This window comes from Actinosynnema sp. NPDC050801, from assembly GCF_040673975.1.
GTDB lineage: Bacteria > Actinomycetota > Actinomycetes > Mycobacteriales > Pseudonocardiaceae > Actinosynnema.
In genome coordinates, this window is sequence record NZ_JBFAQZ010000011.1 from 34,362 (window position 1) to 53,526 (window position 19,165).

Genomic DNA, 19,165 nt, shown 5'->3' on the forward strand with positions numbered 1-19,165 from the left:
TCAGGCCCGTTCGAAGACGACCTTGCGGCGCTCGGGGTCGGCCTCGACGAGGCGCACCGCGATCCGCTCGCCCTCCGGCAGGTCCTCGCCCGTGCAGCGGCCCATGACCGGTGGTTGGGAGACGAAGACGTCGGCGCCACCCGAGTCCGCCCGCAGCACCACCGCCTCGAAGCGCTGGCCGACCCGGTCCGCCAGCACCCACGCCTCGACCTGGTCCAGGCACGCCCGGTCGACCTTGCTCGCCAGGGCGTCCGACCCGCCCATCAGGCCGGGCAGCAGCGGCAGGGCCTTGGTCAGCCACTCCGGCACCTCCTGGCCCGCGGTGACGGCCAGGCAGACCTCGGTGGCGAAGCGGTCCACCAGGCGGCGCAGCGGCGCGGTCACGTGGGTGTAGGGCGCGGCCAGGCCCGCGTGGGTGGAGACGGACGGGATCTCACCGTTGAACGCGGTGTAGCCCGCGCCGCGCAGCAGGCGGGTCGCGTCCACGAACAACGCCAGCGCCTCCGGCCGGCTCGGGTCCAGGCCCGCGAGCAACCGGGCCGGGGTCACGCCGTCCGGCCACGGCACGCCGAGCGCGTGCGCGGACCGCCGCAACGCGTCCACCGCGCCGTCGTCCGCGTCGGGCAGGGTGCGCAACACACCGACCTTCGCCGCGAGCATGACCTTCGCCGCCGACATGCCGGTGAGCAGGGAGATCTCCGCGTTCCAGGCGTCCACGTCGACCCGCGGCCGGACCGCGAGCTTCCAGTCGCCGTCACCGTTGGGCACGATCTCCTGCTCGGGCAGCTGCAACTCCACCGCACCGCGCTCGGCCGCGCGCTCGCGCCGCAGCCGACCGAAGTCGGGCAGCGCCTCGATGGACGGGTGCGGCGTGCCCGCGTCGAACTGCGCCTGCACGCCCTCGTAGTCGAACTGCGCGGTCGAGCGCACCACCGCCCGGCGCACGCGCACCTCGACCGGCTCGCCGTCCGGGCCGCACTCGAACGTCCACAGCACCGACGGCCGCGTCTGCCCCGGCAGCAGGCTCGCCGCGCCCTCCGACAGCACCGGCGGGTGCAGCGGCACGTTGCCGTCGGGCAGGTACAGCGTCTGGCCGCGCTTGCGCACCTCGGCGTCCAGCGCGCCACCCGGCTCCACGAACACGCCGAGGTCGGCGATCGCGTAGTGCACGCGGAACCCGGACCCCACCCGCTGCACCAGCAGCGCCTGGTCCAGGTCCTTCGCGCCGGGCGGGTCGATCGTCACGAACGGCAGCGCGGTCGCGTCCTCCCGGTCGGCCAGGCCGACGTCGCGCGACACCGCGGCCTGGGCCTCGGCCAGCGCGGCGGCCGGGAACTCCTCGGGCAGGCCGAACTCGGTCCGGATGCCACCGAAGTCCAGGTCCGCTCGGCCGGTGCGGATCACCATGGGGTGCACCCTAAGCCGGCCTCAGCGCTTGCCCCACTCCTTATCGGCCTTGTCCTCGGCTTTCGTCCGCTCCCGCGCCGACTCCAGCGCGCGCTGAGCGGTGGCCTCGTCGGGGTAGGGGCCCATGCGGTCACCACCCCGGCAGCCGACGCCGCGCTCGACCGTCCGGTGGGTCAGGCAGTAGTACCACGCGTTCGGATCAGAAGCCATGCGTCCAGGTTTCCATGCGCCGCAGCGCATGTCATGTTCACCGCTGGGGCGGTGGCGGCGCCTGCACGGGCAGCGGGCCCGACTGCGGGTACGTCGGCTGCGGCACCACCGGCGGCGGCTGGGGGAAACCGCGCGGCGGCGTGTTCTGGTTGGCGTTGGCGAACTCGCCCGGGATCGGGTCGAGCACCGACACCAGCACCGTGCGGTGCTCCGGGTCGGTGATCACCGCGCCGCCGCGGTCCCGGTAGACCAGCTCGCCGTCGGAGTCGATCTCCACGATGGCGCCGACCTCGGCCAACTGGTCCTCGTCCAGGTCGACCAGCCGTTCCACCCGGGACGGCACGACCCGGTACACCGGCCAGTTCAGGTGCCCGTAGGTGCGGTGGAAGTCGGCCAGCAGGTGCGCCATCTGCTGCTGCCACGGCAGCGGCATCGCCTCGACCAGCGACCGCGGCAGCACCGCGTAGGACTGGTCGGTGCCCGGCGGCCGGGTATTGAGGTAGTCCCGCGTCGGCGTGCTCGACGCGGGCGGACCCGCGTGCCGCTGGATCGGTTCGTGGTTGAACACCGTCGCGCCTCCCTACACGCCCGGCCGGACGGCCAGCGGCATCAACTCGTGGTAGTCCCAGTTGACCTTGCTGATCTTCACCACGTCACCGGTCTGCGGCGCGTGGATGTACTCGTCGTTGCCCAGGTACATCGCCACGTGGTGGACGGTGACCGGGTTGGCCGGGTTGGTCGCCCAGAAGATCAGGTCACCGGCCTTGGCCTCGCGCACCGGCAGGTACGCGCCACCGGCCATGTACTGGTCGTTCGCCACCCGGGGGATCTTCACGCCGGCCGCGCCGAACGCCTTGACCAGGATGCCGGAGCAGTCCCAGGCGTCCGGGCCGTTGCCGCCCCACAGGTACGGCTCGCCCAGCTGCTGCTTGGTGAACTCGATCGCGGTGCCCGCCGCGTTGGACGCGAGCAGGTACTCGCCCGCGCCCTCGCCGCACCCGGCCGGGTCGCTGACGTCGCCTTCCTTGCTGATCAGGAAGGCGGCCATGGCCTCCCACTTGTGGTACCGGTCGGGGAACGCCGAGCGCTCCACGTCCTGGGCCGAGTCGCCGGGCCGCTGCTCCTGCCAGTCCGGCAGCTTGAGCAGCACCTCGTAGAACTTGTTGACCGCGTACCGGGGGTCGGTCACCTGCTGGGGCGTGCCCCAGCCCATCGACGGGCGCATCTGGAAGATGCCCAGCGAGTCGCGGTCGCCGTAGTCGAGGCTGCGCAGCCCGGACTCGGTCATGCCCGCCTGGATGGCGATCTGCCACGCCAGCGGCGGCAGCCCCTTCTCGCGGCCGATGGAGATGATGTTGGCGACCGTGGTCAGCTGGTCGTCGGCGAGCTGTTCCGCGTCACGGCGGCCCCGCTCCTCGCCGTCGCCGCCCCACGGGCCGATCGAGGCGTTGCAGCCGACCATGCGGATGCCGGCGGCCTCCTCCGACGGGGTGTTCTCGTTGATGACGGTCGAGACACCGTTGCTCACCGCGATGACGACCACCGCCACCACCGCGGCCACCGCGATCCCGATCTTCAGCATCTCAACCCACCTTGTCGAACTCGTGCACGCGCCAACCCTCGGGAAGCTTCACCACGGTCACGACGAGCTTGCCGCTCTCCAGCTGCGCCTCGAACTCCGCCGAATCGGTGAACGACTTGATCGGCTTGAGCGGCTGGTCGATCACCACCGGCACGTTCGCCGGCTCGATGGACTCCAACCGGGGGAACAGCTCCTCGGACGTGTGGGGCTTGAGCCCGGCCAGCCACTTCTCCTTGGTCGTCTTGCCCGGCTCGAACGAGCCGAACGCGTCCACCCACATGTCGGCGACCAGCTGCGCGTTGGCGTTCACCGGGGCCGAGGTGGGCGCCGCGGTGGGGCTCGGCGCCTTGGTCGGCAACGTGCCGGCGGTGGCGCTGGGCAGCACGCCGACCTGGTTGCCGCCGCTGCCGCCGGTCGGCACGGTGGACGTGGTGCCCGCCGTGCCGCCGCCGGGTCGCGGCTTGATCGCGTTCGGGATCACCACGCTGATCGTGGTGACCAGGACGACCACGCCGACGATCGAAGCCGCCAGGTGCCTGGGCGAGCGCAGCGGCCAGCCCCACAGGCGTCGGTACACGGCCGTGCGGCCGCGATTGGTTCGGATCGGCATCAGCTGTCCCTGACCTCAAGTCCGCGTGACGGCCGGTAGATCACGTGGACCGGCCGGCCCGCCACCGTCTCCTTCTCCGCCTCCAGGACGATCGGGCGCCGCGTGGTCTGGGAATCAAGCACGCGAGATTGGTTGCTCCGACCGAGGGGTTCCCGAGGCATGCGGGACGGCACGAGCACCGCGTCGTTCGGCCGGTCGTAGTTGCGGTCGGCCACGGGCGGTGCGTCGACCACCCTGGACCGCCCCGACGGCAACGCCGCCGGACCACCGTGCCGGCCGGGTGGCAGCGCCGCCGCGCCGTTCCCGCCGACACCGACGCCCAGCTCGCCCACGCTGTTCCCGGCCCGGTCCAACCGCTGCGCGGTCGCCGCCACGGGGTTGGCCGCCTCGGGCCGCACCCGCCGCCGGTCGCGCTGCGGCACCTCGGCGCCGTCCGGGTCCGCGTCGCGCACGGTGTCCCAGAACTCCTCCTGCGGCGACGGGCCTTCCTTCTTCTTGCGCAGCCTGGACAGCACGCCGCCGCGCATCGGCAGCGCGTTGCTGGCCGAGCCGACCGACATCTCCACCATCTGCCACATCCGGCGCAGCGGTTTGCCGACCATGAAGCACACCAGGGTGAGCATCAGCCCGAGCAGCGCCTTGGTCAGCAGCGTCAGGCCGCTCGCGTTGAAGATCGCCTGGAGGAGCAGCGCGTGCGTGCCCGCCAGCACCGCCAGCACCAGCACGTTGAACACCGTCACGGCCGCCGCGCGGGCGACCTTGCGCAGCAGGTCGTGGTGGATCAGCGCGACCAGGCCGATGAGCGGGCCGGCCAGCGTGAGCACCCTCAGCAGCAGCTGCGCCAGCAGCACGGCGGCCTTCGCGAACAGCTGGAACAACGAGAACGCCACGGCTTGCAGCAACGACAGGAACCCGGCGCCGGTGCGGCCGCCGTCGTCGCCGCTGAAGTAGCCCTTGGTCGGGCCGAGCTGCGCGTAGATGTTCTTGTACTCGGCCTTCTTCGCGTCGAGCGCGGCCTGGTCGCCGTCCTTGTGCTCGGCGAGCTCCTGCACCGTCCACGCCTGCGCGGCCAGCAGCCTCCGGCCGTAGTCGTTCGCCTGCGGCGCGTCGGGCGTGCCGAACTCACCGCGCAGCCAGCTCTGGTAGACCACCGTGTTGTGCAGGTCCGACGGGAGCTTGTCCAGGGTGTCCTGGTTCGCGTCCACGTCGATGAACCCGGCCTGGATCTCCGAGGTCTTGGTGACCAGGGTGCTGTCCAGCAGGTTGTAGAACTGCGGCAGCGCCAGGGTCGAGGTCGCCAGCCACATCGCGGCCAGCGCCCACAGCCCGCGCTTGCTGATCGAGGCCAGGTCGCCCTGCCAGATCTGGCGGAACATCAACACCGCCAGGATCAACGCGACCAGGCCGAACCAGCGCAGGTAGACGTTGTCGTAGACCCTCTGGACGCCGTTCTTCACCGCCTCGTCCAGCGGTTGCAGCAGCCCCTGGCCGACGACGGTGTAGTGCAGGGCGTTCGTCGCGCCGACGATGTTCTTGCCGACGTTGAACAGCTCGTTGCCCATCCAGGTGTCCAGCACCGGCGTGGCGTTGGGCACCAGGCACTTCTCCTGGTAGGTGTGCCAGACCATGCCCGCGTAGCCGTGGGTCAGGTACGGCGTCTCCGGCAGGCCGTTGCCGATCGGCGGGTCGATCGCGCCGACCATGCCCGAGCCGGGCCGTTCCGGGTTCGGCGCCTCACCGCACGGCGCGGCACTGGCGGGCGTGGCACCGATGACCACCTGGAGGCCGGTGATCGCGACCACCACGGCCATCGCGCGCCACCGGGCACGGCCGGGTTTGCCGTGCTCGACCGCGTGCTCTTGAGCGCGTCTGAAACGCCGTCGCGCGTAGAGCGCGACGGCGACCAGCGCCACGAGGACGAGCGTGCTCATGCGCACACCTCGCCGGGGCTCGGCGTGGCAAGGGCACGGAGCCCCGTGCCGAACGATTCGCTCGCGAGCTCGCTCATGCCTGCCCTTCCCGGCCCGGTCGGCGGTTTCCTCCCTCACCGTGCGCCGAGTCGACCAGCTCGTCGGTGAGGCCGACCTCCAGGTCGGCGGCCAACTCGTCGTCGTACTCGTCGGTGTACTGCTCGGCGTACGCGAACGGGTCCTGCGGCGGCGACGAGACCTCGACCTCGGTCGACTCCGCGCCGTCGCGCAGCGCGTCCGGCGTGGTGTCGAGCGAGTTGCGCAGGTGCTCCAGGTGCGGACCGGAGAAGTCGATCCGGATCCGCTCCACGCCGCCCGCGCCGTCGCCGAAGATGAACTGGCGCGGCGCCCGGTCGCGTTCGAGGTTGGTGCGCACCCCGCCCGGCCGTCGGCCCAGCGACGCCACCACCTGCTCGTAGCCCGCGCCGATCGGCACCTTGAGCAGGCGCAACGCGTCGGTCTGGGCCTGGTCGTCGTCCAACCGGCCGACGAACACCGAGTCGAGCAGCGTGACGAAGCCCTGGATCTTCAGGAAGTCCGCCGGGATCTGCGACGACAGCAGCACCCGCACGTTCCACTTGCGGGAGTCGCGGGCGAACCGGTTCATCAGCACGCGACCCGTCGGCACCTCGGACAGGAAGAACGCCTCGTCGATCCAGACGCCCTTGCGCAGGTCCTTCGGCCGCTCGTAGATCGACCGCTGGGTCAGCCACGCGGCGAGGTTCAGCATCTCCACGCCGAGCGCCTCCGCGTCCGTCCAGTGCTCGCGGCCCACGCCGTCCTTCGGCAGGTTCAGGCCCGCCATGGTGAGCACGGTGAGCCGGTCGTCGCGGGCCTCGTTGTACGGGTCCAGGTCCTGCTCGGGAATGAGCAGCGACATGCGCTCCCGCATCTCGTCCAGGAAGTCGGCGACCACGACCGCGTGCTCGTGGTGCTCGCTGGCGTCCCGTCGCAGCGCTTCGAAGACCATGCCGGGGTGCGCGTCGGGCCGGCCGCCGACCGTGCGGACCGCGCGCAGCAGCACGATCCGGGTCTGCGGCAACCGGGCCACCTCGAACGGCAGCAGGCCGGACAGCACGTCCAGCACGAGGCGTCGGCGGGTGGCCGCGGCCAGCGCCCGTTCCCGCCGCCACGCCCGTTCCGGGTCCTCCTCGTCCATGAAGTGGTCGAGCTGCGGCTCGGCCACCACCCGGTACGGGTTGAGGATGCCCGCCTGCGCGTTGAGCAGGTTGATCGGCCGGGCGTAGGGCTTGAGCTCGGGCAGCTCGCACAGCGCGGCCAGCGGACCGGACGGGTCGAGCAACGTCCAGTGCGCGCCCGCGCGCAGCGTCTTGTAGACGATGCCGCCGCCGAGGAACGACTTGCCCGCGCCCAGACCGGCGACCATCGCGGTCAGACCGGACGAGTCGCGCAGCTCCTGCGCCATCCACGGGTCCCACGCCACCGGGCGGCGGGTCGCGGTCACCGTCTCACCCAGCAGGATGCCGCGGCGGTCGCCCACCTCGGCCGTGGCGGTCGGGACGGCGCTCGCCGCCCACAGCACCGAGCCGCGGCGCAGGTAGGCCGAGGACGACAGCGGCTCGCCCGGGATGAACTCGCGGGCGATCGCGTACTGCGCCTCCGGGTGCTCGATGGCCACCTTCGGCTTGTAGAGGTCGAGCAGGCCCTGGGCCAGGCGCAACGCCTCGCGCTCGGTCGGGCCGGACACCGCGAGCCGCCACCAGCTGCGCACCCGCGTGCCCAGGGCGGTGAAGCCCGACGTCATCTCGTCGTCGATCTCCAGCACCCGCGACGCCTGGCGGGCCAGCGACTGCGGCGGGTCCAGCTCGTGCTCGTCGGTGTAGTGGCGCACCTGCGAGCGGACCTTGCTCATCTGCCGCTGCAACTCGCCGGAGACCTCTTCGGGACGCCGCACGTAGATCCGCGCCGACCACTCCACGGCGGCGGGCAGCCGGTCCGAGCGCTGCACCCACGGGTCGTCCTGCTCGGGGATCTGCAGGCCGTGCATCAGGCCCACCGTGAGCACGGCGACGTGCCGCTTGATGCCCGCGTTCGAGCCCGTGCGGCCGCGCACGGTGACCGTGGGCGAGTACGGCTCCTGGTGGAAGTCCGCCGCGTCGGTGAAGCTGGCCAGGTCCTCGGGCTCCCACGGCGCGCCGGGCACCGCGGGCAGGTTGCGCGGCGCGGGCAGGCCCAGCGAGCACGACCGGTGCATCAGCCAGGACATCTCCTCGGCCGTGGCCGGGCGTCCTTCGAGGCCGGCGGAGCCGATCACCTGGTCGAGGTGGTCGATCTCGGACTCGATCGCGACCAGCTCGGCGTCCACCGCGTCCGGGAAGACCTTGCGCAGCACGGGGGCGGCGCGTTCGACCGCGCGGTCCATCATGTTGCGGGTCTGCACCTGGACGCCGAGGTAGACCTCCTTCTCCGCCATCGACCGGCCCATCAGCTGCTGCTGCTCGCCGACCATGTAGTCGTCGAAGCTCAGCGTGCCGGGGGTGTCCGGGAGCCGGCGCACGGCGTTGTGCACGTGCGCCTCGGCCCACATCCGGATCGGGTACGGGCGGTTCGTCACGCGCAGGTGCATCCAGCGGCCCTGGAGCTCGGCGTACTGGCCCGCGATGGCCGCGATCAGGTCCTGGCGCTGCGAGTCCGAGCGGAACGACCAGCGCTGCGGCGCGAGCCGGTACCAGGCGTAGACCTCCTGGCCGGTGCGCAGCAGGTGGCCGTCGATGCTGCGCGCGGAGATCGACGGTGTGTAGTTCGGCACGGACTGCTCGCCCGGCAGGCGGCGGCCGCGCTTGCTGTAGACCTTGCGGTCGTCGCGCGCGGCGGCGGCGTGCTGGGCCACGTGCGCAGCGGATCGTCGGTCACGGTCACGCCGGCGTCCGAACACCGCGCACCTCCTTCTGACGGCGGTCTTGCTGCCCGCGGTGCTGGGATCGGGTGGCGGCGCTCGCGCGTTTCGCCCCCTTCTTGGGACGTCTGCGGGGGCGCTGCGGGTTGACCCGGATCCGCGCGGCGCTCGCCGCGCCACCCTGACCGGACGTGGTCTCCCGCGGCGCGGTCAGCTCGCGCACCCACATCGTCAAGACCGACGACAGCGGGCGCTCGTGGCTGATCCGCGAGCAGATGAACCTGGTCAGGGCGACCGTGATCACGAAGCCCCAACCGGTGTTGATGAAGTCGAAACCGAAGCCGACCTGTCGCTGGACAGCGGTGACCAGCAGGAACACCACGATTCCGACACCCCACGCGACGTAGCGCGCACGCCACGGGAAGGTCGCTCTGGGCGGACCGAGCCAGACGGCGTCGACCCGGTAGACCTCGTCGTCAGTGCGTACCCGCAAGGGTCACCCGCCGGTGAACAGGCCGGCGATCCACGAACCGATGGCGCCCGCGTTGCCGCCGACGGCCAGTCCGATGATCGCCAGGGCGATGATGACGCCACCGAGGCGGCGCATGACCCCGGCGTTGTCGCCCTTGCCACCGCCCAGCCAGAGCAGCAGGACGGCGACGGTCAGCAAGAGCAAGGGGACCAGGTTGTCGAGCATCCACTGGCGCAACCCACCGGTGCCCAGGTTGGGCGGCTGCTGCTGGGCGAGTGTTACCAGGGTCATGGCGGTCATCTCGTACTCCTGAGTACGCAGGACTTCGCCGGGCGAGCCGAGGGGTGCCCGTCCGGTTGATGCGCTATCGAGTAGAACACGTCTTGGTCACGAGGTGTATCGGGTGACTAGCGGTGCGTAGATCAATAACCGTTCCCCTGGCAGTCGATTACGTCTAATCTGACCACAGACATCATCGTTCGGGGGGAGCCGGTGGAGAACCGACGTCCCCGGATTCTCCCGATTGCTGAGATAGTTCACTCGACTGCGAACCCCCTGGTCACGCACAGTGTGCACGACCTCCAGCCCGATCTCCTCCGGTCACGGCGATTCCCCCGACCGGTCGAGCGACAGGCACCCGAACGGTCCGCACGCCGGAGTGACGACGCCGAGGAGGCTCGCCGATGACCCAGCCGCCCGAGGTCGCGCCCGAACCAGCCGCCGGAGTGAACGAAATCACCGTCTCCGTGACCGTTTCGGGCGAAGATCAGGTTACCGGTGGCGACCGGCAAACCGGGCGGCGGGTGCAGCGGACGGTCAACTTCGACCAGGACGTGCTGGCGCGGGCGCGGGCAGCGGCGACCTACCTGGCGGCGTACGAGGAGGCGGCGGGCGTGCGCAGCCTGGCCGACATCGTGAACCCGGCGGTCGAGGCCTACGTGGCCGAGCTGGAACGCCGCTACAACGGCGGCGCCGCCTTCCGCCCGGTCTTCCGCATGCCACCGGGCCGCCCCTCCCGCCGCACCTGACCCCACTCCCACCCCCGCACCCAACCCCACCCTCGCGAGTCGAACCCCCAACACCCGCGAGTCGAACCTCCACGCCCCGCGTGTCCTACCTCCAGAACGCGCGTGTCCTACGTCCAGAACGCGCGTGTCCTACGTTCGCGTACCCCGAGTTCAACGCTCAGAACAGTCGATCTTGTTCTGAACGTTCAACTCGGGGGTCCTGAACGTAGGACACGCGCGACGCGAACGTAAAACACGCGCGATCTGGAGGTTCGACTCGCGGGGTCTGGAGGTTCGACTCGCGGGATGGGGTCCCTTCCGACCCCCAGGTGCGGAAGGGACCCCATCGGGTGCGCGCAGGGGTGCGCGGGTCAGCTGGAACCGGAGATGCGCCAGAAGCCGTGGGTCGGCTGGGTGTCGGGGCCGACCGGGCCCTTGTTCCAGAAGTAGTCGTTGAAGTTGGCCAGGCCGCCGAGGCCGATCGGGCCCATGGTCGCCCACCTCACCGACGCGGGCTGGGTGTCGATCGACGCCTGCGCCCACGCGTCGCGGACCTTCATCGGCTTGTTCCACCACAGGAACGGCGTCCGCACGAGGTAGTTGGCGAACTTCCCGCCGTGCGAGGCGCTGTGGTACGAGACGGTGTCGAAGCTGTTGATCTGGTGCAGCCCCCGGAACGCCTTGCCCCAGCGCGTCGCCCAGCTCTGCCCGCCCGACGTGCCCTGCAGGATCGAGCACGTGAACAGGCTCATCCACTCGACGTCCCGGTTGCCCCAGCGCGCGTCGTTGTTGGACAGGAACGTGTCGGTGTTGCTGCTGCACCCGGCGAACGAGAAGCCGGTCGGCGAACCGTGGCCCTGCCAGTACGTCATGTCGACGTCGTCGGCGTACAGGTGGTCCTGACCGCCGGGGAACACCGGGTCCTTGAAGTCACGCTCCCACGCGTTGTGGTTGACCCAGCTGAACTGCACCGGCACGCCCGCGGCGGTGAACCGGTTGTTGAACGACGCCAGGTTGTTCGCCGTCCACGGCAGGCCGGAGCACGGGCCGGTGCCCTCGCTGCCGACGTCGATCCGGTTGGTCCACTGCGGGCTGAGCGCACCCTCCTCGCGCGGCGGGTCGGCCGGGCCGGGCTGCGGCAGCCGGGCGTCCACCGCCGCACCGACGATCACCGACTGGACGGCCGCGCCGTCGGAGTTCACGCCGTCGCACCGCAGGCCGGGCTCCAGCTTCTCGACCTTCTCGGCCAACGCCGGCGCCTCGTACACGTACGACACGCCGGTCGGCCGCACGCTCGGGCCGAACAGCTCGGCGCACCGCTCGCGCCCCTCGTCCAGGCTCAGCACGGGCACGCTGCCCGCCTTCACCACCTCACGGGTGCTGTGGGTGAGACCGGCGACGGCGCCCTGGCCGTCGTAGGCGACCCGGAGCTTCGCGCCCGGGCCTTCCAGCGGCACGCCGTCGAGCGTGAAGGTGAACGACACCGCGGTGTCCAGCGGCGCGGTGACGACCGCCTTCTGGTCGGCGTCGACGATCTCGAACGTCGTCTGCCCGGCGGTGGGCGTGGCGTTGTCGGGCAGCAGACCGGCCCCGCGCAGGGTTTCGAGGGCGCGCTTGGTGGCGTCCTCGACCGGGATGGCGCGCAGGCGTCTCAGGGAGTCGACGTCGAGCGCCGTCCGGGCGGTCTCGGCGCCGTCCTCGTCCTGCTTGCCCGCGCCCAGCTCCAGGCCGGGCACGCGCAGGTAGGTCGACTCGTCGGCGAACGACACCGAGCCGTCCTCGCCGAGCCGGACGTCCTTCAGGCCGAACGCGCGCTGGAGCACGGCGGCCTGGTCCTGGGTGAGGCCGGTGGACCGGACCTCGTACACCGGCAGCTCCGCCGGTGCGGCCGCGCCCGCGGCGCCGGCTCCCGTGACCGCCGCCGCGCCCAGCAGACCCGTCAGGGCGAGCCAGGTGGTGGCACGCCTCTTGGTGGTGGACATGTGCTTTCCCCTCCTCGTGGTACCGCGGGGCAGGGCCCGTGGTCTGCGAGGAGGACTCACACCGGACGGGGTTGATACCGACAACCACTCGAACGGCGTCACTTGTGTAACGCCGCTGCCGCGCGGGGGATCTACAGGCGGACAGGTGGGCCCGGAGGGGCGGAGGCGAAGGGCGGATGAGTCGGCATGTAAGCCGGATTCTGTTCCCGGGCGCCTCGCGGCGGTCCCGTTCGGCGGCCATCCATCTCGACCTGCCGTTGCCGACAGGCTCGTGCGGCCTACCCGCAGGCATCGGGCGGGCAGCCCTCGAACGCCTGCGCAGGTGCCCTGGGGCACCCTCTTGGCCTTGCTCCGGGTGGGGTTTACCTAGCCGTTCCCGTCACCGGGGACGCTGGTGGTCTCTTACACCACCGTTTCACCCTTACCCCGGCTCGCGCCGGGGCGGTCTGTTCTCTGTGGCACTGTCCCGAGGGTCGCCCCTGGTTGCCGTTGACAACCACCCTGCCCTGTGGAGTCCGGACTTTCCTCGGCGGCGGATCCGGGGACCCGCCGACGCGGCCGCCCTGCCGACTCATCCGCACCACCAGGGTACCGACGGCCTTCCCAGGCTGTGGAACCAGGGCGGCGGAACCTTGTCGGGATGTGGGCTTGCTGCTCTACTCGAAACCATGGCAGGAATCGGGGGACTCACCCGCCGCCGGCACGTCGACTTCGGCCGCACCGCCGCCGCGATCTGTTGTCGCTGACAGTTTTTACCTCGTACTCCGAGCCTTTTCCCGAAAGGTGCCAGCGACCCATGTCCTCCATTCTGCTGATTTCCGGCGGCCCGTCGCCGACGTCCCGGACCGGCGTCGTCGTGTCGCACGTCGAAGGGCTGCTGCGCGAGTCCGGGTACGCGGTGCGCACCCTGCACGTGCGGCAGCTGCCGACGTTGCCGCTGCTCACCGAGGACCTGCGGGACCCGGAGATCGGTGACGCGGTCGCCGCGGTGCTGCGCGCGGACGGCATCGTGGTCGCCAGCCCGGTCTACCGCGCCGCCTACAGCGGGCTGGTGAAAGCGCTGGTCGACTTGTTGCCGAAGAAGGCGTTGCGCGGCCGGGTGATCCTGCCGTTGGCGACGGGCGGCAGCCAGGGATTCGTGGTCGCGATGGACTACGCGCTGAACCCGCTGCTCGCGAGCAAAGGCGCGGATTCGGTGCTGCGCGGCGAATTCCTGCTCGACCCGGACATCCAGGACGCGACCATCGCGCCGAAAGCCGCCGAGGCGATTCGCGCCGCGGTGGACCGGTTCGAGCTGGCCGTCGAGGACGCCCGGCTCCGGCGCGAGCGGCCCCGACTGCGGCCCGCCGGTTAGGTCAGGTGCGAGGTGTCGTTGACCAGCCGCACGGAGGCGTGGCCGTCGGGGTAGAACTCGACCACCGACAGCGACGCGAGGTCGAGGTGCAGGCGGAACAGCAGCGACGGGCCCACGTCCAGTGCCATCCGCAGCAGCGACTTGATCGGCGTGACGTGGCTGACCACGACGACGTTCGCGGCGCCGAAGCGGGAGACGACGGCGTTGCGCGCCCGCCGCACCCGGTGGTGCACCTGGTCGAAGCTCTCGCCGCCGGGCGCGGGCACGGACGGGTCGCCGAGCCACCGCCGGTGCACGTCGGGGTCGCGTTCGGCGGCCTCGGTGAAGGTGAGCCCTTCCCACGCGCCGAAGTCGGTCTCGATCAGGTCGTCGTCCCACGACAGCTCGGCGCCGGTGGCCGCGGCGACGGCCCGCGCCGTCTCCCGGGCGCGCCCCAACGGCGACGACACGATCGCGGTCAGGCCCTCGACCTTGGCCAGCCGGCGCGCCGCGGCCTCGGCCTGCCCGCGCCCGACCTCGGTCAGCGGCGGGTTGCCGCGCCCGGAGTAGCGGCGGGCCACCGACAGCTCGGTCTGCCCGTGCCGCAGCAGGTACAGCCGGGTCGGCTCGCCTACCGCGCCGGTCCACGACACGGGTGACGTGGTCGCCGCCGCGTCGGCCCGCGTCCCGGCGTCGGCCCGCGACACCGGGTCCGGCTGCTGCGGCTCCGGCCGGGCGGCTTCGGCTCGCGCCGGCCGCGAGACCCCCGCCTGCTCGTCCATCGCCAGGTTCGCCAGCCGGTCGGCGCGCTGGTTGCGCTCGCGCGGGATCCACTCGTAGCTCACCCGGTCGAACGCCCGCGACACCTCACGCGCCTGCGCGACCAGCGGCGTCATGGACGGGTGCTTGACCTTCCACCGGCCCGACATCTGCTCGACCACGAGCTTGGAGTCCATCCGCACGTCGACGGTGGACGCGCCCAGCTCCGCCGCCGCCCGCAGCCCGGCGATGAGCCCCTGGTACTCGGCCACGTTGTTGGTGGCCACGCCGATGCCGGCCGAGCGCTCGGCCAGCACCTCACCCGAGGCGTCCAGCACGACGGCCCCGTACCCGGCGGGCCCGGGGTTGCCGCGCGAGCCGCCGTCGGCCTCGACGACGACCTTCACAGACCCGATTCCCCGGTCCGCACCATGATCGCGCCGCACTCCTCGCACTGGATGACCTCGTCCGCCGGGGACTCCTTGACCTTGGCGAACGCGTTGCGGTCCAGTTCGATGCGGCACGCGCCGCAGCGCCGTGACTGCAGCAGCGCCGCGCCGATGTTCTTCTGCTTGCGCACCCGCTCGTAGAGCGCGAGCAGCGGCTCGGGGAACTGGCCGACCATGCGTTGGCGGTCGGCGGTGCGCTTGGTGTCGGTCGACTCCAGGTCCGCCAACGCGCTGTCGCGGCGGCGGGCCGCGTCCGACAGCGCCTCCTGCGCCTTGTCCAGCGCGACCCGGGCGTGCTGGATGTCGGCCTCGACCGCCTCGCGGCGTTCCATCAGCTCCAGCAGGTCGTCCTCCAGCGCGCCGCGGCGGCGGCCGAGGGTGGCCAGCTCGTGCTCCAGGTCGGTGAGCTGCTTGGCGCCGACGGCGCCGCCCTGGAGGAGCTTGCGGTCGCGCTCCTCGCGGGCGCGGACCTGGTCGATCTCGGTCTCCTGCCGCTTGACCTCGCGGTTGAGGTCGCCCAGGGTCGTCTCGATCGTGGTCAGCGCGTCCTGCTTGGCGCGGAACTGCTTCTCCGCCTCGGCGATCTCCGCGATCTCGGGCAGCGTGCGGCGCCGATGGGTGACGCGCGACAGTTCGGCGTCGACCTGGGCGAGGTCGAGCAGCCTGCGCTGCACGGCGGGATCGGCTTTCACTGTGAGCCTCTCATTCGGGGTGCTCGGTGTTCGGTCGTCACGCCGACGGTCCACGGGTCGGTCCGGCGGGTCGAGACGAGGACTTCGACCGTACCGCCGAGCGCGGTGCGCACGACGTGCGCCGCCTGCTCGCACCACGGCCACTCACTGGCCCAGTGGGCCACGTCGACCAGTGCGGGTCCGCCCGCGGCCAGGTGCTCGCCGGCCGGGTGGTGGCGCAGGTCCGCGGTGACGTAGGCGTCCACGCCCGCGCGTGCCGCGGCGGTGAGGTAGCCGTCGCCCGCGCCGCCGCACACCGCGACCCGGCGGATCGGGCGGTCCGGGTCGCCCGCCGCGCGCACGCCCCACGCCGTCGCGGGCAGGCCGTCGGCGACGCGCCGGGTGAACTCGCGCAGCGGTTCGGGCCGGTCGAGCTCGCCGATCCGGCCGATGCCGGTGCCGGTGCCCGCGCCGGTGTCGGTCCCGGGTTCGGCGGCAGCGGGCACCAGCGGGCCGGTGACGCGCAGGCCGAGGGCCTCGGCGAGGGCGTCCGAGACGCCGGGGTTGGCCGCGTCGGCGTTGGTGTGGGCGGTGTAGAGGGCGACGCCGGCGCGGATGAGCCGGTGCACCAGCCCGCCCTTCGGGTCGTCGGCGGGCACGCCGGTGACGCCGCGCAGCATCAGCGGGTGGTGCGCCACCAGCAGCTGCGCACCCACCTCCAGCGCTTCGTCCACTGTGGACTCAACCGGGTCGACGCAGAACAGCGCCCGCGACACCGGTTCGGCGCGGTCGCCGCAGACGAGGCCGACGGCGTCCCAGGACTCCGCGGTCGCGGGCGGGTAGGCGGCCTCCAGCGCGGCCAGCACGTCCCCGAGCGTGGTCACAGCTCCTCCAGCACGACTCGCAGCGCGTCCACCAGCACGGCGAACTCCTCCGGCGCGCGCACCGCGACCCGGATGTGGTCGGGGGTCAGGCCCGGGAACGTGTCACCGCGCCGCACCGCGATCCCCTTGTCCCGCAACGCCTGCCGCACCCGCGGCCCCTGCGGCACGCGCAGCAGCACGAACGGCGCGTCCGGTGGCACGACGACCAGGTCACCGAGCCGGGCGACGGCGTGCGCGGTGTGCTCTCGGGCCTCCCGCGCCGACGCCTCGGCCTCCGCCACCGCCGACGGCTCGCAGCACGCCGTGACGGCCTCCAGCACCAGGCTCCCCACCGGCCACTGCGGTCGCGGCAGCGCGAGCCGGGCCAGCAGGTCGGGCGCGCCGAGCAGGTAGCCGGCGCGCAGGCCCGCCAGGCCCCACGTCTTGGTCAGGCTGCGCAGCACCAGCAGCCCGGGCAGGTCGGCGCGACCGGCCAGCGACTCCGGCTCGCCGGGGACGGTGTCGGCGAACGCCTCGTCCACCACCAGCACCCGGCCCGGCCTGCTCAGCGACGCCACCGCGGCGGCCGGGTGCAGCACGGACGTCGGGTTGGTCGGGTTGCCCAGCACCACCAGGTCGGCCTCGTCGGGCACCAGCTCGGGCCGCAGCGCGTAGTCGTCCTCGGGCCGCAGCCGCACCCGCCGCACCGGCACGCCCGCGTCCCGCAACGCCACCTCGGGCTCGGTGAACGACGGGTGCACCACCGCGGCCAGGCCGGGGCGCAGGCCGGGCAGCAGCGCGAACCCCTCCGCGGCGCCGTTGAGGATCAGCACCTCGTCCGGGTCGCGGCCGTGCCTCGCGGCGACGGCGGCGCGGGCGCGTTCGTCGGCGGCGGCGGCCGGGTAGGAGCCGAGGTCGTCGAGCGCGGCGACCAGCCGGTCGCGCAGCCACGCGGGCGGCGCGGGCAACCGGACGTTCACCGCGAAGTCCGCGAGCCCGGGCGCGGCGTCGACGTCCCCGTGGTGGCGCAGCAGCGCCCGGCCGGAATCCTGGCTGGTCATCGGCGCGAGTCTAGGCGACCTGCCGCCGGCCGATCCGCGCGCTAGCCGATCTGGGAGGCGGCCCAGTCCAGGTAGGCGCCCGGCAGCTCGCGCAGGATGCCCAGCGCCTCCGAGTCGGGCAGGTCCGGCAGCGCGTGCACCGCCTGCGCGGCCAACGCCGTGCAGTGCGCGAGCGTGTCGGCGACCAGGCTGGTCTGCCGCAGCTCGGCCAGCAGCCCGGCCAGCTCGGCGTCGGTCAGCTCACGTCCGCGTTCGGCCAGCAAGGTGCGCTGGTCGTCGGTCAACGCGCGCAGCAGCGGGAGCGTGTAGACGCCCTGGCGGATGTCGTTGCCGACCGGCTTGCCCAGCCGCTGCGCGGTGGAGGCGAGGTCCAGCAGGTCGTCGAGGATCTGGAACATCAGCCCGAACAACGCGCCGAACCTGGCCATGGCGGCCGTGGTGGCCTCGTCCGCGTCGGCGCAGTGCGCCGCCAGCACGCAGCCCACCTCGAACAACGCGCCGGTCTTCAGCTCGATGGACCGCACCGCGTCGTGCGGGCTGCGGTGCGGGTCGAACAGGTCCACGACCTCCAGCACCTGCCCCTCGACCAGGTCGGTCACGGCCTGCGCGAGCCTGCTCGCGGCGAACGGCGAGATCCGGTCCAGCGCGGCCTGGCTGGCGCGGGCCAGCATGAAGTCGCCGACCAGCACGGCGGGGCCCGTGCCCCAGTCCGCGTTGACCGTGCGCACACCGCGCCGTTCCTCGGCGTTGTCCATCAGGTCGTCGTGCACCAGGGAACCCGCGTGCAGCAGTTCGACGCACGCGGCGGCCGTGACGGCCTTGTCGGTGATCTCACCCGACACGGCCAGCGAGCCGGACAGGATCAGCACCGACCGCAGCCGCTTGCCCCCGGCCGCGGTGATGCGGCCGGAGAAGTCGTTCACGATCGGCAGCGACGACGACGTCGCCAGGGCACGGATCTCGTCCTCGACCCTGGGCAGCGCACCGGCGAGCGCCGGCATGGTCGGCATGGTCGACCGCCCCTGGTCCGACGACCTGCCCGGGCTCGACGACCTGCCCAGGCCCGACGGTGTTCCCGAGTTCGACGACTTCACTGTGGACACACGGTGATCGTCCCGCGCCCCACCTGAGAGCGCGCTGAGATCGCGTGCGCCGTCAACGCCGCGCGAGCCCGCCGTGGCGGCCTCAGAGCATCGAGGCGGCCACCGCGAAGAACAGCAGGGCGAAGCTCAGGACCAGGTGCGCCGGCAAGGGCACCTCGTACCTGGCCGCCCGGCACAGGGAGGGATCGGTCACCACCGGGCGCCGACCTTCCGACGAAACCTCCGCACACGACACATGCGAGTCATCCACGTTCCTTCCCGACACATTCCCCACACCATTGGCGTCGGAATTGCGGGCCGATCCGTTACCCGTTAGCACGCTTTCGCAGACTCTCTTCCGCCGCTGACAGCAGTCGGGCCCGGTCCTGCCGGGCCGACCGCTTCCGTTCTCGCTCGCGCACCCATGCTCGCACGTCGCCGGCACCCAGACCGACCGCCTCACGGTAGAACTCGTCCTCGAACCACCACCACACCCGAATGCCGTACCGGGCAATGCGCACGGGCTGTTCCCGACGCAACACGTCGAGTGACGAGAAATCGGCGACCAGCACCGGAGGGCACCCCGTGCCGACGAAGAAATGCCTTTTCCGGAACACGAAACGGCGGTCGGTGAAGAATCCGGCGTTGGGATCGGGGGCGAGCCCGCCGGGCGACGTCACACGCCGCGGCCGGGCGAACGCGGGCGTCTCGGGCCAGGCACGGCGGCGCACCGCCACCACCGCCCCGACGGCCCCCACGACCGCGAGCAGCACGACGACCCCGACCACGACCCCGGACATGCTTGGACCCCCAACACCGAGCCGGTCGTGGGGCGCCCGACCTGGCAGAC

Annotated in this window: 18 protein-coding genes and 1 other RNA gene; 2 read left to right on the forward strand and 17 right to left on the reverse strand. The window is 72.2% G+C overall.

The annotated features are described in order from the left end of the window. The 9 genes from AB0K14_RS23890 to AB0K14_RS23930 all read right to left on the reverse strand — a co-directional run bounded on the left by AB0K14_RS23890 (position 1) and on the right by AB0K14_RS23930 (position 9,408). The gene (locus AB0K14_RS23890) at positions 1-1,407 is read right to left on the reverse strand and encodes an RNB domain-containing ribonuclease (RefSeq protein ID WP_360462493.1); all 1,407 of its coding nucleotides are present in this window, start codon (positions 1,405-1,407) and stop codon (positions 1-3) included. A gap of 21 nt (positions 1,408-1,428) precedes the next feature. Next, positions 1,429-1,617: a hypothetical protein gene (locus AB0K14_RS23895; protein WP_360462496.1), complete on the reverse strand. Its 189-nt coding sequence runs from the start codon at positions 1,615-1,617 to the stop codon at positions 1,429-1,431. 37 nt (positions 1,618-1,654) lie between these two features. Continuing rightward, positions 1,655-2,185 (reverse strand): hypothetical protein, encoded by a 531-nt coding sequence (locus AB0K14_RS23900; protein ID WP_360462499.1) that lies wholly within the window; start codon positions 2,183-2,185, stop codon positions 1,655-1,657. A gap of 12 nt (positions 2,186-2,197) precedes the next feature. Beyond that, a complete protein-coding gene (locus tag AB0K14_RS23905; RefSeq protein ID WP_360462502.1) occupies positions 2,198-3,199 on the reverse strand; it encodes a C40 family peptidase in 1,002 nt (333 codons plus the stop codon). A gap of 1 nt (position 3,200) precedes the next feature. Further along, positions 3,201-3,809, reverse strand: coding sequence for a hypothetical protein (locus AB0K14_RS23910; RefSeq protein ID WP_360462505.1), 609 nt, complete (start codon positions 3,807-3,809; stop codon positions 3,201-3,203). Continuing rightward, entirely contained in the window at positions 3,809-5,740 is a 1,932-nt protein-coding gene (locus AB0K14_RS23915; RefSeq protein WP_360462508.1) for a hypothetical protein, read from the reverse strand. Before AB0K14_RS23915 ends, AB0K14_RS23910 begins: the two co-directional genes overlap by 1 nt. Before the next feature lie 73 nt (positions 5,741-5,813). Next, on the reverse strand, positions 5,814-8,630 hold the full coding sequence (locus tag AB0K14_RS23920; protein ID WP_360462511.1) for an ATP-binding protein: 2,817 nt from the start codon (positions 8,628-8,630) through the stop codon (positions 5,814-5,816). A gap of 25 nt (positions 8,631-8,655) precedes the next feature. Then, a complete protein-coding gene (locus AB0K14_RS23925) occupies positions 8,656-9,129 on the reverse strand; it encodes a hypothetical protein (RefSeq protein WP_360462514.1) in 474 nt (157 codons plus the stop codon). 3 nt (positions 9,130-9,132) lie between these two features. Next, entirely contained in the window at positions 9,133-9,408 is a 276-nt protein-coding gene (locus tag AB0K14_RS23930; RefSeq protein ID WP_360462517.1) for a hypothetical protein, read from the reverse strand. 383 nt (positions 9,409-9,791) lie between these two features. On the opposite strand from AB0K14_RS23930, the gene AB0K14_RS23935 reads away from it, so the two are divergent. Beyond that, complete coding sequence (locus AB0K14_RS23935) at positions 9,792-10,136, forward strand: hypothetical protein (protein ID WP_360462520.1); 345 nt, start codon at positions 9,792-9,794, stop codon at positions 10,134-10,136. A gap of 350 nt (positions 10,137-10,486) precedes the next feature. Here AB0K14_RS23935 and AB0K14_RS23940 read toward each other — a convergent pair whose 3' ends face one another. Together AB0K14_RS23940 and rnpB are read right to left on the reverse strand one after the other, a co-directional pair. Beyond that, entirely contained in the window at positions 10,487-12,097 is a 1,611-nt protein-coding gene (locus AB0K14_RS23940; protein ID WP_360458950.1) for a DUF6345 domain-containing protein, read from the reverse strand. A gap of 173 nt (positions 12,098-12,270) precedes the next feature. After that, an RNA gene (gene rnpB / locus AB0K14_RS23945) (RNase P RNA component class A) lies at positions 12,271-12,671 on the reverse strand. Positions 12,672-12,893: 222 nt separating this feature from the next. Here rnpB and ssuE point away from each other — a divergent pair. Further along, entirely contained in the window at positions 12,894-13,451 is a 558-nt protein-coding gene (gene ssuE / locus AB0K14_RS23950) for an NADPH-dependent FMN reductase (RefSeq protein ID WP_360458948.1), read from the forward strand. Here the strand turns inward: ssuE and AB0K14_RS23955 are convergent. The 6 genes from AB0K14_RS23955 to AB0K14_RS23980 form a co-directional block, all read right to left on the reverse strand. After that, positions 13,448-14,596 (reverse strand): bifunctional RNase H/acid phosphatase, encoded by a 1,149-nt coding sequence (locus AB0K14_RS23955; protein ID WP_360458946.1) that lies wholly within the window; start codon positions 14,594-14,596, stop codon positions 13,448-13,450. The genes ssuE and AB0K14_RS23955 overlap by 4 nt on opposite strands. Continuing rightward, positions 14,593-15,330, reverse strand: coding sequence for a C4-type zinc ribbon domain-containing protein (locus tag AB0K14_RS23960; RefSeq protein WP_360458944.1), 738 nt, complete (start codon positions 15,328-15,330; stop codon positions 14,593-14,595). Before AB0K14_RS23960 ends, AB0K14_RS23955 begins: the two co-directional genes overlap by 4 nt. Further along, positions 15,327-16,193, reverse strand: coding sequence for a Nif3-like dinuclear metal center hexameric protein (locus AB0K14_RS23965; RefSeq protein WP_360458942.1), 867 nt, complete (start codon positions 16,191-16,193; stop codon positions 15,327-15,329). Before AB0K14_RS23965 ends, AB0K14_RS23960 begins: the two co-directional genes overlap by 4 nt. Then, positions 16,190-17,233, reverse strand: a complete 1,044-nt coding sequence (gene cobC / locus AB0K14_RS23970; protein ID WP_360458940.1) for an Rv2231c family pyridoxal phosphate-dependent protein CobC — start codon at positions 17,231-17,233, stop codon at positions 16,190-16,192. Before cobC ends, AB0K14_RS23965 begins: the two co-directional genes overlap by 4 nt. Before the next feature lie 41 nt (positions 17,234-17,274). Continuing rightward, positions 17,275-18,234 carry a polyprenyl synthetase family protein gene (locus AB0K14_RS23975; RefSeq protein ID WP_360458938.1) on the reverse strand — a complete coding sequence of 320 codons (960 nt, stop codon included), beginning with the start codon at positions 18,232-18,234 and terminating at the stop codon, positions 17,275-17,277. A 407-nt stretch (positions 18,235-18,641) separates the two neighbouring features. Beyond that, positions 18,642-19,115: a hypothetical protein gene (locus tag AB0K14_RS23980; protein WP_360458936.1), complete on the reverse strand. Its 474-nt coding sequence runs from the start codon at positions 19,113-19,115 to the stop codon at positions 18,642-18,644. Positions 19,116-19,165 lie beyond the last annotated feature (50 nt).